The 14,638-nt window shown below is 44.9% G+C and carries 10 protein-coding genes; 6 read left to right on the top strand and 4 right to left on the bottom strand.

Going from position 1 to position 14,638, the window contains the following annotated elements; translation table 11 throughout:
• Positions 1-47: 47 nt before the first annotated feature.
• Entirely contained in the window at positions 48-2,042 is a 1,995-nt protein-coding gene (locus FW774_RS04155; RefSeq protein WP_149346863.1) for a right-handed parallel beta-helix repeat-containing protein, read from the top strand.
• A 239-nt stretch (positions 2,043-2,281) separates the two neighbouring features.
• Here FW774_RS04155 and FW774_RS04150 read toward each other — a convergent pair whose 3' ends face one another.
• Both FW774_RS04150 and radA read right to left on the bottom strand, forming a co-directional pair.
• Entirely contained in the window at positions 2,282-3,289 is a 1,008-nt protein-coding gene (locus tag FW774_RS04150; protein ID WP_149346862.1) for an IS110 family transposase, read from the bottom strand.
• A gap of 549 nt (positions 3,290-3,838) precedes the next feature.
• On the bottom strand, positions 3,839-5,224 hold the full coding sequence (radA, locus tag FW774_RS04145; protein ID WP_149346861.1) for a DNA repair protein RadA: 1,386 nt from the start codon (positions 5,222-5,224) through the stop codon (positions 3,839-3,841).
• Positions 5,225-5,713: 489 nt separating this feature from the next.
• On the opposite strand from radA, the gene FW774_RS04140 reads away from it, so the two are divergent.
• From FW774_RS04140 to FW774_RS04130, 3 genes are all read left to right on the top strand, one after another.
• Positions 5,714-6,298 (top strand): YceI family protein, encoded by a 585-nt coding sequence (locus FW774_RS04140; protein ID WP_149346860.1) that lies wholly within the window; start codon positions 5,714-5,716, stop codon positions 6,296-6,298.
• A gap of 30 nt (positions 6,299-6,328) precedes the next feature.
• Entirely contained in the window at positions 6,329-7,675 is a 1,347-nt protein-coding gene (locus FW774_RS04135; RefSeq protein WP_149346859.1) for a hypothetical protein, read from the top strand.
• A 69-nt stretch (positions 7,676-7,744) separates the two neighbouring features.
• Positions 7,745-8,344: a YceI family protein gene (locus tag FW774_RS04130; protein ID WP_149346858.1), complete on the top strand. Its 600-nt coding sequence runs from the start codon at positions 7,745-7,747 to the stop codon at positions 8,342-8,344.
• Positions 8,345-8,676: 332 nt separating this feature from the next.
• On the opposite strand, the gene FW774_RS04125 is transcribed toward FW774_RS04130, so the two are convergent.
• Positions 8,677-10,467: a hypothetical protein gene (locus tag FW774_RS04125; protein ID WP_149346857.1), complete on the bottom strand. Its 1,791-nt coding sequence runs from the start codon at positions 10,465-10,467 to the stop codon at positions 8,677-8,679.
• A 21-nt stretch (positions 10,468-10,488) separates the two neighbouring features.
• Positions 10,489-11,763 carry an acetyl-CoA hydrolase/transferase family protein gene (locus FW774_RS04120; protein WP_149346856.1) on the bottom strand — a complete coding sequence of 425 codons (1,275 nt, stop codon included), beginning with the start codon at positions 11,761-11,763 and terminating at the stop codon, positions 10,489-10,491.
• A 345-nt stretch (positions 11,764-12,108) separates the two neighbouring features.
• On the opposite strand from FW774_RS04120, the gene FW774_RS04115 reads away from it, so the two are divergent.
• Both FW774_RS04115 and FW774_RS04110 read left to right on the top strand, forming a co-directional pair.
• Entirely contained in the window at positions 12,109-13,320 is a 1,212-nt protein-coding gene (locus FW774_RS04115) for a PAS domain-containing sensor histidine kinase (RefSeq protein ID WP_149346855.1), read from the top strand.
• On the top strand, positions 13,295-14,353 hold the full coding sequence (locus tag FW774_RS04110; protein ID WP_149346854.1) for a response regulator: 1,059 nt from the start codon (positions 13,295-13,297) through the stop codon (positions 14,351-14,353). The genes FW774_RS04115 and FW774_RS04110 overlap by 26 nt, the downstream gene beginning before the upstream one ends.
• The last annotated feature ends 285 nt before the right edge of the window (positions 14,354-14,638 follow it).

Here is a 14,638-nt window from a genome sequence, read left to right as displayed (position 1 = left end):
ACAATCAATTAAATAACAAAATAGTTAATCTAAAATTAATTTCAATTATGAAAAAGTATTATTTTACCTTGTTGCTATGTTTAGCAATAAGCATGCTAAAAGCACAGACCACCATCTACTTTGTAACAACAGACGGGGTTGCCGGTAACAGCGGTGCAGACTGGGATAATGCCAAAACCCTTGCGGCCGCCATTAGTGCTGCAACTGATGGCGACATGATTTTTGTAAAGAAAGGTACTTACACTGCCGCAAGTGGCCTACCTCTTATTGACCTGACCGGAACCAAAAGCGGCGTAAAACTATATGGCGGCTTTGCCGGGACAGAAACCTCGTTGGGTGACAGGGTATTTGGCACTACCGCAGCCGACAGCACCAATTTTGTAGGCAATGGCAGTAGGGTGATTGCAAATGCTGGTACCGTAACACCTTTTACCAAACCCATAACGTATGATGGTTTTACCATTAAGGATGGTAGTGTGGACGCTAGTGGTGGTGGCGGCATGAATAACTTCAATGCCAATGCTATTGTTACCAATTGTATTTTTAAAGGCAACAAAACAACAACCAGCGGCAACGGTGGTGCGTTATATAGTGCTGGCGGTCCCATTACCATAACAAACTGTATGTTTTATGGCAATACATCGGCAGGCAGTGGCGGAGCGGTAATTATCTCTTCGGCGTCTAATGCCGACATTACCAGCTGCACATTTGATAGCAATACTGCACCGGGTTATGGCGGCGGTTTGTACACCTATATGGATGTTGCCAACCCAACTACCATTACCATTACCAATTGTACGTTTATCCGTAATAAATCAACAAGGGCTACTTATAGCGGTGGTGGCTTGACCAATGAGAACACTAACCCTATTGTTACTAATTGTACTTTTAGAGGTAATGAGGCAAGTGTTGGTTCTGGTGCTAGCGGTGGAGGGGTGTTAAACTTAAACACTACTACCGCCAAGTTTATCAACTGCCTTTTTTCGGGCAATAAGGGCGCCAATGCCGGTGGTGGGGTGTATAATTTTAGTGCCGCCGGTAAAACCTGTACACCAGCTTTTATCAACTGTACCATTGCCGGCAATAATGCCGCCAGTATTGGTGGTGCAATGTGTAACACAGGTGCGGCTGGCTCTGGTACTAATCCCGTAATTATCAATTGTATAATTTACGGTAATAACCACGGTATATGGAACAATGCTACCAACGGGGCTACTGCCACCGTTACCTATAGCGATGTGCAATACGCCGGAGTAGCCAATGAAACAAATTATAGCAGCGGTACAGGCAACATCAATGCAGACCCTATGTTTAGCAACTCGCCCGCATTTGTCGGTGCACCTTTTACCACAGGCGATTATACTTTAGGTAGCAATAGCGGCAGTGTAATAGACAAGGGGCTAAACAGTGCTATATCTGGCTACGATTTCGATATAACAGGCATAAACCCACGTATATATAATGGTGTTAGAGTAGATATGGGGGCTTACGAGTATCAGAGTGTTTTACCGGTTACCGTGAGTGCTTTTACTGCCAGCTTGGTTAACAACCGTACTCAATTAAAATGGAGCGTAGGTACAGAGAACAATGTAAAGCGCTACGAAATAGAACGTTCGCAAAACGGCATTGATTTTGTAAACGTGGCCACCGTAAGTGCCAATGGTTCGGCTTCGTACAACACAACAGATGCCAGCCCGCAATTGGGTGTTAACTACTATCGTTTGGTAACCGTAGATAATGATGGCACTACTGCCAGATATAAAGATATACAAACGGTAAAAGTAACCTCGCTTGCCATAGAGAGCATACTGATTTATCCAAACCCGGTAAAGGGAAATGTAATTAATATGGCGTTAAATGGTTACACTACTGGAAATTATAGTTATAAATTGGTGAACGAGGCCGGAGCAACTGTACAACAGGGTAGTGTAAACTACGGCAGTTCAAATGTTTCCATTGCAACAACTGCACCGGCTGGCGTATATGTGCTGTATCTTAGCCACGGAAACAGTGTGGTAAAGGCAAAACTGGTAAAATTGTAGCTTACTTACACGAACTTTGACAATTTTAGAAAGTTGTCAAAGTTCGTGTCTGCTTCCGTAAGGATATTGGTTTTGATTTATTGTAATAGTATAGATGATGCCGGATTTACCAATCAGGAATGTTCGAACCTTTCAAAATCACTAAAAGTAAGACAAGCTTATCTGAGCTGCTTAGCCTTCAAAAAATAGACTTACGAAGTTTGATTTACAAACAGCAGAGAAACTTCGATTTCTATGATTTAAGCAAGAAATTTTTGATAATTATTTTCATAGGGAGAGTTGTGATTAACGCAGGCAAATATTCTTAGTATGAGTTTGTTTCTGATTGCGTTGATCACGCTCATTTTATTCTTTTTTTGCTCGTTTACTTTTCGCTGGTAATATTGTTTAAGATCCCTGTTGTGTTGTATGGCGACCATAGCCGACATGTGCAGGAGTGTTTTCACTTTTTTATTTGCCATGTGTGATACCCTGCCCCTGCCTTTGAAAATTCCCGACTCTTCCACAAAAGGAGCTACTCCGGCGTAACATGCGTATTGTTTTGGGGCACTTATGTCCTTGAATTCATTAGTGGTGACCAATATCTGTGTAGCGGTTACCTTACCAATGCCCGTTACCGATGTCACCAAACCAAACAATCGCTTTAACTCCGGGTCTTTATCAATCAGTCCATCTATCGCATTATCAGCCCGCTCAAGATCGGCATCTATTGCTTTCAGGGTATGGCTGCAAACCGCCGTGCTCTGTTTTGTGATACCTTTCCCAGTGAAGCTGTCTTGTTCTTGGAGCGGTGTCCCTAACATCTTTTTTGCTTCTATTAAACGGGTACGGGTAACCGTAAGGTTGGCCAGTTGTTGGACAACTTCCCTTTTAGGTATCCATAAGCGTACCTTAGCCCTTTTGGTATAGGCATAGTCGGCTATTCTTATCGCATCCACTTTATCATTCTTGCCCCTTATCTTTCCTGATGACCGCTTGATCTGGATGGCAGACTCTAACCAGATGTTCGCTTTCTTTTTATGCAGGAAAGCCAATAGATGATTGTTGTAGATTCCGGTATGCTCCATGCAAAAAACAGCGTTTGGCCAATCGAATCCAGGTTGTTTGGCCAGCTCTTTGATTAGGATACCGATGGCCTGCTCCGTATTGGCAATCTCCCTGTGGAACAAGAGCGTGTTTAAACGCATTACTGCAAAATCCAGTTCGTTTTTTGAGACGTCGATGCCGATGAAATAAGTGAATTCCATAACTTTGCTTTTTGATTGTTAATAATCGAGATTAAACTGTTTAAACACAATCAATACCTTACTAATGAGCCTGGAACTCTAATTTCTATTTGATGCTTGTTTAAACAAACTGACAGGGGGATTGAATCGAAGTATAGGCCTTGAGCCTGGCAAGTCTTTTAATGTGCCCCTGTCAGTGTTTAATCTTTTCAACAAAAATCGGAGTTGTCAACAAAGAAAAAGAAGCAAAAAGAAAGCTTCAACAATAATAACAACCCGTTAATTCTTGTTGAAGCTAATCTAAAGGGAAGTCTGGAAGGTACAATGAACAGAGCGGAATAACAATATAAATAGCAGCATTGGCAAATGTTAGCTAAACCGGATTGTAGCGAATACCGGCCTGTGTGGAATGCCTGCAGGCGTATAAGCGTAAAGCCGGACCGCAGGAACCGATGTTATGCAAGCCCTGCTTTTCCAAAAATTAGCCGCTACGTCTGCTTGTACAAATCAGGCTGAGCTATCTTACCCCAAACCTTACACCGTCAACCCTAAACCTCCTCTACCTCTCCCCTACCCAAACAAAACCGTAAATACTTCCTCTATTTTGGCAACGGTTTCCAGCTTGATGTGGTAACGCGACGTATCCAGGTTTTTAATGTTGTATTTGGAGATAAATATCCGTTCAAAGCCCAGTTTTTCGGCCTCGGCAATGCGTTGCTCTATCCGGGTAACGGCACGTATTTCGCCCGAAAGCCCGACTTCGGCGGCAAAGCAGGTTTTATAGGATATGGGAATATCCTCGTGTGAGGAAATGATAGCGGCAACAAGGCCCAGGTCAATGCTGGGATCTTCTACCCGGATGCCGCCGGCAATATTCAGGAACACGTCTTTTGCGCCTAAGCGGAACCCGCACCGTTTTTCGAGCACGGCCAGCAGCATATTCATACGTTTGGTATCAAAGCCCGTGGAAGAACGCTGCGGCGTACCATAAGGCGATGTGCTTACCAGCGCCTGCGTTTCAATGAGCATGGGGCGCATTCCCTCCATGGTGGCCGATATGGTTACGCCGCTCAGCGGTTCATCGCGTTGCGACAGCAATATTTCTGATGGATTGGAGACTTCGCGTAAGCCGGTTCCCTGCATCTCGTAAATACCCAGCTCTGATGAGGAGCCGAAGCGGTTTTTCACGGCCCGCAATATGCGGTAAACGTGATGCCGGTCGCCCTCAAACTGCAGCACCGTATCTACCATGTGCTCCAGAATCTTGGGGCCTGCTATCATACCATCTTTAGTAATGTGACCGATGATAAAAACCGGAGTGCCCGACTCTTTGGCAAAGCGCAACAGCTCTGCCGTACATTCGCGTACCTGCGAAACGCTTCCCGGTGAAGATTCGATATGTGCCGAATGAAGCGTTTGTATGGAATCAATAATAACCAGGTTGGGCTCCAGCTGCTCAATTTGCTTGAAAATATTTTGAGTGGATGTTTCGGTAAGGATATAGGTCTCACCGGTTGCAAAACCGGGAAGCAGGCGCTCGGCCCGCATTTTGATCTGCTGCTCGCTTTCTTCGCCCGATACATACAGCACTTTTTGCTGCGGAAGGGTTAATGCAATTTGTAACATCAGCGTTGACTTACCAATACCGGGCTCACCGCCGATCAGCACCAGCGATCCGCTGACTATGCCGCCACCCAGCACCCGGTTAAGTTCTTTATCGGGCGTAAGCAAACGCTGTTCTTCGCTGTAAATGATCTCCTGTACCAGGGCCGGTTTGCTAATTCTGGATTGCTGGGCTCCGCCTGTGCTTTTCCATGTGGGATGATTGTTTTTATCCTGTTCCAGCAGCTCTTCAACAAAGGTATTCCATTGCTGACAGGCCGGGCATTTACCCAGCCATTTAGGCGATTCATATCCGCAGCTCTGGCAGAAATATGCTGTTTTTGTCTTGGCCAATTCTCTTCCTGTTCTTGTTCCGAAGGTATCAATGCTATGGTAAAAGTCAAAATGAAAAGTCAAAAAACTGTATGGGATAGTGCATAATGAATGTACAGACGTGCCTGAAGGATTCATCCGGAGGAGAGACTTTAATTGATTAATTGTTGCCTGTTATGAGTTGCGTGTTACGGGCCTCGCAACCACAGCTTGTAGCTTATAACACATTTCTGCCCCGGTACAAACCATACAGGCACTGTCAATTGTCCACTGTCAATTGTCCACTGTCAATTGTCCACTGTCAATTGTCCACTGTCAATTGTCCACTGTCAATTATGAAAACTTGCTTTCGGCCTTTTCTGACTTTCCGGGACTGTGAACCACCAGCTTTCCACTTAAAATTCACCATTACTGAAAATGAGAAAGATCATTTCACATCCTGATAGCAATCATGTAGCAACCAGGCTGCCGTAAGTAGTTTTGAACCGACAATTAAAAAACAACAAAACAATGAAAAGTAATCAAACCAACAGGCAAGGAAGTCGCAGACTATTTGCCTTACTTGTGATAATCTTATCTGCAGCACAGTTAACTTTTGGCCAAGGCGTTGCTTATAAAGCAGGCGGCGAGATCAAAGTTCTGGGAACTTCTAACCTGCACGACTGGGATATGAAGGCACAGACGTTTACCTGCGATGCCCAGTTTACGTTTAAGGCCGGCGAACTGAGCGACATCAGCCAGCTTGATTTTACCCTGCCGGTTAAAAACCTGAAAAGCAAAGAAACAAGTATGGATGGCCGGGCCTACAAGGCGCTTAAAGCCGAGCAGTTTAACAAAATAAGCTTTAAGCTGAATACCGCTGATGTTTCCGGACAAACCATAAAGGCTACCGGCAACCTTACCATTGCCGGTGTTACAAAAAACATTGCCCTGAACGCCACCGCACGGGTTAATGCCGACGGAAGCGTTACCTGCACCGGGTCAAAGAAAATAAAAATGACCGATTTTAAGATCGAGCCGCCCACGTTTATGATGGGCGCCCTGAAAACCGGCGACGAAGTTACCATTGAATTTGCACTAAAGTTTAATAAATAAAATTTACAACCCTCTAATTAAAAAATAAACATGAAAACACAGATTTTTACCAGCTTAAGAAGTTTAGTAATACTTCTTGCTTTAACAAGTCCGTTTGCCTTACAAGCGCAAACCGGTAAAATAGCTAACCTGAGGCCTTATGATCAAAGCGGCATAAATGTTTTTGAAACTCCTAAAGATACAGCTGCCTTCAACGGGTTAAAGCTTCGTTTCGGTGCGGGCTTTACCCAATCATTCCAGGGATTGAAACATGAAAATAACGGCGCCAGCGTTCCCACCAATAAGCTGTATGCCATATCGCCCGGCTTTAACACTGCTAATGCCAATTTATACATGGATGTGCAGCTTGCCGACGGTATCCGGTTAAACGTGACCAGCTACCTGTCTTCACGTCACCATAACGAAACCTGGGTTAAAGGCGGGTATATCCAGTTTGATAAGCTCCCTTTTAAAGGACAGTTCTGGCAAGACCTGATGGAGATTGCCACCATTAAAGTGGGACACATGGAAATAAACTATGGCGATGCGCACTTCCGCCGTTCTGACGGAGGCCATACCCTCTACAATCCATTTGTTGAGAACTATATCATGGATGCCTTTACCACCGAAATTGGCGGCGAAGTTTACCTGCAAAAAAATAGTGTATTTGGTATGTTAGGTGTTTCTAACGGGATGATCAAAGGTAATATTGAAGATGTATCACCAGAACACAAATCTCCTTCTGTTTATGGTAAACTCGGTTATGATAAACAGCTTGTCGAAAAAATACGGGTACGGGTATCCGGCTCAGTATATCATAACGGCAGCTCTGGCAGCAATACGCTATACGGAGGCGACCGTACCGGATCTAATTATTTCATGGTAATGGAAAAAGCCGGCAGCGGTGTAACCTATGCTACCAACGCCTTTTCAGGACGGTTCAATCCCGGTTTTACCTACAAGATCACTGCTTACCAGTTGAACGGGTTCCTGAAAGTATCCGGACTGGAATTATTCGGAACATACGAAGCAGCCAAAGGCCGCTCCAAATCCGAAACAGCTGCACGGGATGCTGATCAGTATGCTATTGACGGTGTGTACCGCTTTGGCCAGAACGAAGACCTGTTTGTAGGCTTGCGCTATAATGCTGTTAGTGCCAGACCAGCCAATGTTGCGGCTATTCCGGCAACCGGCACTACCCCCGCTATTCCGGCCATTGTGTACACCGAGGATGTTAATATTGACCGGGTTGCCTTTTCTGCAGGCTGGTTCATTACACGCAATATCCTGCTTAAAGGCGAATATGTGGTACAGAAATACAAAGATTTTCCTGCTACCGATCAAAGGAACAGCGGAAAATTTAATGGCTACGTTATCCAGGCCGTTGTTGGATTCTAACTGCCAATAGTTAACTCAGGGGCCGGGCAGCATGATAAGCCCGGCCTTTTTTAAATCCCTATAGTGATCATGCGCACCTCGCCCCTTCCCTTATATTCTATGCTGTTTATCCTGTTAACAGCATTCGTTCCCGAAAATTATTACGGAACTGCAAAATGGGTAATTATGCAGGGCTGCTCCCTGCGTGTTGAGGGCAATACCAATGTCAACAAATTCAATTGCGAAATTGCCAACTATGGCAAGCCCGATACCTTACTGATCCGTAAAAACGATAAAGGCAATGTACCTGTAAAAGGCCGTATCAGCCTTGATGTAGAGCGATTTGACTGCCACAATGCGGTTATGACAAGCGATCTTCGGAAAACGCTGAAACAAAAACAATTCCCCAAACTGAATATCGAATTTATCAGCCTGAGCCGTTTCCCTGAGCTGCAAAAACCGGACAAAGTTACCGGCAATGTAAACATAGAGCTGGCCGGCGTTACCCGCAGCTTTGATGTTCCGTACAGCATCTCTATGGATAGCAATGGCGTTATTCACCTCATCGGCTCACGCGATATTAACTTTTCTGATTTTAACCTCACCCCTCCGCAAAAGCTGGGCGGAATGATACGCACCGAGAACCGTCTGCATATCGAATTTCATTTACGGATGAAAGCGATAGAATAATGAAGAATAGTATATACCTCTCGATCTGAATTACAGCAAATAGTAACTATGTAATTAGTTTTTTTACCCCTAACATCCATGTACACAACGCTTATTTAGTGGACTATACCTTTATAGCTGTAAGTTGGATTATAAGATACATGCAGATCTGGAGTAATCCGGTACCGCCTACCAGGTTAAGGCATATAACCGAAAGATGGTTAGATACCATTATAAAAAATCCCTTAGCCCACAGCTTAGATAGCGGGGCTAAAGGATCACCACAAAAACAAACCGTTTTAACGGTTTTAAACAGTACTATTCAGGTATTTATTGACTGGTCTTTATGCCGTTTAAGCCTTCGAAAAATTGATTTCCAGCAGCCTCAGCTCTGCATCACAAAGCTCCTGGTACATTTTGCCAAGATATTCATCCGTTTGGTTATGAATTTCAAGAAGCAGCTCTTTATAATACTCAATTCCCTGCTGTAACCGGCTCTTAAAAGTTGCAAAATACCGTGATTTTTTCTCGTTAAGATCATGGATATGATTACCGATATCCTTTTTAAGATAATCAATATATAAGGTAAGCTCATTAATAAACATGTGCGGACGCTTTACGCCATACAGCAGGTTAAGCTTACCATAAATATGTTTCACCAGCTCGTCTAACGAGTAAATACGTGAAAAATAAGCCAGGTTTGGTCCCGGGCAAATAGCTACTGCCGAACTTTCTTTTGGCTTCAGAATGTTATTTTTACGGTATACGGAAGCAACAAGTCCTTCGCATAAACAGATCTTTTCGGTAATGCGGTTATATTGTTCCTGGTAATCGGCTTTCGAAAGTCCCGAAGCCTGTAATTCTTTTATTTTCAGATGCTGATATTCGCGTGAAGCGGTACATATCGGCTCGGCAGTAAATTCAGTATTAGATACCAGGTACTTTTTTGTACAGGGGCTTCCCGGCCGTCCCCGTTCTATACGCTGACGGCGTTGCAGCTCGATAGAGCTGTGCCTGAAATTATTGAAAGGAACACCCAGCGGCGATGCATTGCTGATATAAAAATCTTCTTTTTGGGCAGAAACCAATCGCTGTAAGGTTTCATTGTCTACATTAGTAACTTCGGGAACCAGCAAAAACGGACTTCCCCAGCCCGTGCTGTCTATCTCATAATAGTTAAGCAGGAAACTATTCTCTTCGGCAGTACCAATACCGCCCTGCACGCTGATGCGCAACGCAGGCCTGGCCGGCACGGTCAGTCCTTTGGCCTGTAAGCCTTTCTGATACAGCTCATACAGCTCGTGAAGCAATTCCTGCCGTTTCTGCTTAAACTCTTCCAGTATGGGGCCAAGCAAATAACCTTCGGTGGCAAAGGCGTGACCGCCGCAATTCAGTCCCGATTCAATTCTGAACTCTGATACCCACAAACCCTTTTTTGCCAGGAATTTTGCCTGTATCAAAGCAGAACGAAAATCACTGACCTTCAGGATGATCTTTTTCGTAAAGCGGCCATTGCTGTCGGGGAAAAAATCAGGAAAATGTTCCAGGTAACTGTATAACCGGGGATTCATTCCTGCCGATAATACCAGCGATGATTGCAGGTTACTGTTAACAAATCCCCGCAGGGACGATAAGGCATCGCTGTACTCTTCGCCCAACGGTTTATGTCCCGGAGCAAAGTTCAGCTTATCTACCTTTGCCATGATATTTACGTCAATTGAGCCGCAAACCATCTCTGCTCTCAGCTCCTGCTGCAATTGCAGCTTTGCCCCGGCATCAGTTTCTCTAAGCATCCGATGGTATTTTGCCTTCAAGGGCGATGTTTCGGGCAGCAGCTGAAAATACCGGGTAATATCGGCCAAGGGTTCAAATGGTTGTGTTTTCAGCTCTGCAAATTGCTGCTGTACCATTTCATTCACCAGGTTGAGGTAAGCCGTTATCCGCCTTGCACGGCTATCCGCCTCGCGGCTGTCTATCGGGATAAATGTTTGCTGCCGGCTCCGGCTGTAAAACTCCCGCATGCGCTCGGTAAGCATATCATCAACTACAGAAATTACAGAAGATATCCCGTATTTGGCTACTTTCAAGGGGGTATCAATAGAAAATCCCAGGCCCATTACAGGGATATGGAAGGTATGGCTCATAAGCGTTTATTGAATTTACAATTACTGTTTAAACCGGTTATAAAAGGCTTCTTCTAACTTTTCGCGATGATCGGGGTGCGCTATCTCTATCAGCGCTTTAGCCCGCTGTTTCAGGCTTTTGCCGAACAGGTCGGTTATACCGTACTCGGTAACCACCCAATGCACATGGCCGCGGGTAGTTACCACGCCTGCGCCTTCCTGTAAAAAAGGCACTATTTTAGATGCTCCCGATGATGTTACCGAAGATAATGCAATAATAGGTTTTCCGCCCGGCGACAGGGACGCTCCGTGGATAAAGTCCATTTGTCCGCCAATGCCCGAATATTGGTAAGTGCCAATAGAATCGGCACAAACCTGGCCGGTAAGGTCAATCTCAACCGCCGAATTGATGGCAGCAACCCGCGGGTTCTGGCGTATCACACTGGTATCGTTCACATACGAAATATCCATTACCCGGAAGGCCGGATTATCGTTTACAAAATCATATAGCTTACGCGTACCCACCATAAAAGCGGTTACCGATTTTCCGCGGTTTAGCTTTTTCTGGCTGTTATTGATCACGCCACTCTCAATGAGCGGGATCACACCATCTGAAAGCATTTCGGTGTGCAAGCCCAGGTTTTTATGATTGCCCAGGTTTTTCAGAACCTGGTCGGGTATGCTGCCAATGCCCAGTTGCAGGGTGGCGCCATCTTCAACCAGCGAGGCTACGTTGCGGCCAATAGCTGCCGTTGTTTCATTCACTTTGGCCGAATAATCAACCTCGGGCAAACCGGCCTGGTGCCATACCATAGCATTAATTTTACTGATATGAATAAACCCATCGCCATGTGTACGCGGCATATCCGGGTTTACCTGCGCTATAACATAAGCAGCCGTATCAATAGCTGCCCGGGCAATATCAACCGATGTACCCAGCGAGCAGTAACCATGCGCATCGGGCACCGAAACCTGTATGAGCGCAACATCTACGGCAAGCACCCGCTCCCTGAAAAGTTGTGGTATCTGGCTCAGAAATACCGGTACATAATCGCCATAACTGCTGTTGGCAACTGCACGCGTAGCTGCCGAAACAAATAAAGAATTAAAGAAAAAGCTTTTACGGTAAACCGGATCGTTAAAGTTAACATCACCTAATGTGGTTATGCTTACCAGCTCTACATTGTTTAGCTCTGAATGCCTGTTTTGTAATGCTTTAACCAGGTGCACAGGTGTGGCCGCACTGCCATGGATAAAAACCCGGCTGCCCGGTTGTATTTTTTTGACTGCCTCTTCGACGGTAACATAGTTTCTCATGTTATTAAAACAACCCATTTATTTGGTAATACAAAGTTCTGCTACAGTTGCTGGCTGTAAAATGATACGCCGCAACCGCTTTTGTGACTTAAATCATTTCACGGAACCTGGAAACCCACTACCAACCGCGTGCCGCCTTAGCTTTAGCGGTAGCGCAAGGGAGGGAGTAAGCTTCCGGTCTTTTCTGACCTTCCCGACTTCCGGACTACAGGCCATGAACTATGAACCATTAGCTATAGGCTACCTCCAATCCTCCGGCCTCCTGCCTGCAACGTAAAACTTTTCACTTCGCAGTAGGAGAATATTTCGTTTATTTGGGCCAATATATTTCGTTATTTTTAGCTAATGGATAATTCAGCCTTACTTAAAGCCATTATTGAAAATGCCATTGATGGAATTATTACCATTGATGACAAGGGCCTGGTAGAATCCATCAATCCTTCTGCCTGCAAACTGTTTGGTTATCAGCCTGATGAAGTTATCGGCCGGAACATTTCCATGCTAATGCCCAGCCCCTACAGTGAGCAGCACGACGAGTATATTGCCCGTTACCAGCGCACCGGGAAAGCACATATTATTGGCATTGGCCGCGAGGTTCAGGGGCTGAAAAAAGACGGCAGCGTTTTTCCTTTCCGTTTGGGAGTAAGCGAGGTACAATACTCGGGCAGAAAAATATATACCGGCTTTATTCATGATCTGACCAAAGAAAAAGAGGCCGAAGAGCGCATACGCAACTATGCCTCAGAGCTGGAACAACTGGTTGAAGAGCGGACATCATCGTTACGCAACATGGTTGAGGCGCTTGAAACCGCCAAGGAGGAAGTGAGCTTATCGCTTGAAAAAGAAAAAGAGCTTAACCAGTTGAAAAGCCGCTTTGTGTCTATGGCTTCGCATGAGTTCCGTACGCCCTTAAGCTCTATCCAGCTATCGGCATCGTTAATTGAAAAATACTCGCAGCTATCAGATAAAGCCAATATCACCAAGCATGTTACTAAAATTAAAAATGCGGTGAACAACCTGATGTCTATCCTCAGCGATTTTCTTTCGCACGAGCGTCTTGAGGCGGGTAATATTCAACCCGTATTTAAGCCCATAGACCTGGTAAAATTTGCCGAAGAAATTACCGAGGAGTTGCAAATGATTTCGCGTGACAATCAATCTATTATTTACCAGCATACCGGTTTTGACCGCATGGTATCGCTTGACCAGAACTTACTAAAAAATTGTATTATCAACCTGATAACCAATGCCATTAAATATTCGGGCGAAAATACATTTATAGAATTTAATACCCAGATCACTCCGGCCGAATGCATTATAACGGTTAAAGATAACGGCATAGGCATCCCTCAAACAGACCATAAAAACCTGTTCGAGCCATTTTTCAGGGCGCATAATACCGGTAATATTCCCGGAACAGGCCTGGGTTTACACATTGTGAAACGTTACGCACAACTTATGAACGGAACTGTTTCATTTGAAAGTGACATTAATAAAGGGACCATATTTACGCTAACTTTTCCATTAAACAATGCAAACAACGCTACTGATTATTGAAGATAATGAGGATATCCGCGAAAGTACCGCAGAAATTCTCGAGCTGGCAGGTTATACCGTATTAAAAGCCGAAAACGGTAAAAAAGGCGTTGAGCTGGCGCAGGCTCACCTGCCCGATCTGATACTTTGCGATATTATGATGCCCGAGCTGGATGGCTACGGCGTGTTATACCTGCTCAATAAAAATCCGGAAACGGCAACCATTCCCTTTATTTTTTTAACGGCAAAAACAGAACGGGTAGATATGCGCAAGGGTATGGAAATGGGCGCCGATGATTACCTGACCAAACCATTTGATGAAATAGAGCTGATGAACGCCATTGAGAGCCGGCTTTCAAAGCGTAAGCAGCAACAGGCTTTTTACAGCAGATCGCTGGAAAATCTGCAGCAGCTGGCGCAGCATGGCGGTCTGGCCGAATTGCAAAAGCTGGTTTCTGAGCGCAAAGTCAGACACATTCGCAAAAAGCAGGTTATTTATTACGAAGGCGACCCGGTGCAGGGAATATACCTGGTAATTTCAGGCCGTGTAAAAGCGTTTAAGCTAAGCGAAGATGGACGTGAGCTGGTTACCGGGATATACGAACCCGAAGAATATTTCGGCATTCATGCGCTTATCTTGAACGAAGCATACAACGAAACCACCGAAGCCATTGAAGATACCACGGTATGCCTTTTATCCAAAGATGTGGTAAGGCAATTATTGCACACATACTCTGATATAGGGCAAAAATTCATCAATATACTATCAAACAATCTCCGTGAAAAGGAGGAACAGTTACTGCAGTTAGCTTATCATTCTGTAAGAAAACGCATGGCCGAAGTGTTGCTGAGGCTTTCCAGGCAAAAAGGCAGTGAAACAGGCGGCAGTTCATCCATACGGATCTCACGCGAAGACCTGGCCGCCATGGCCGGTATGGCAACAGAAACGGTAAGCCGTACATTAAGTGATTTTAAGGAAGAAGGCCTTATCAGCAAACAGGGAAGCCAGATAGAGCTGCTTGATGTAGTCCGGCTACAGCGGATGAAAAATTAGCAATAAACCATGGAATCGGTAATTTTTCAGCTGATTATTGACAGATTGCTTCTCCACAGGAGTCCTTGGGACATTCCAACGCACACTTCTTTCCCTTTTCCCGAAGCCTCAGGACGAGGAGGTATGATGAAGCAATCCCCTATTTATAGCGGAATTATTTATCGAATTGAGTAGTAAAAATCCGGAAAACTATCAGCCATCGGCCGGTTCTACCCAAAAGTGATATTGCTCACCTAAAACGGTGCGGCAACTCATTACCTGTACGGGTTAATATTCAGACCTTTA

Origin of the sequence: Pedobacter sp. BS3, from assembly GCF_008274585.1 — a bacterium.
Classification (GTDB): domain Bacteria; phylum Bacteroidota; class Bacteroidia; order Sphingobacteriales; family Sphingobacteriaceae; genus Hufsiella_A.
The sequence above is the reverse complement of the archived record's forward strand: the minus strand, read 5'-3'. Positions and strand labels throughout refer to the sequence as shown.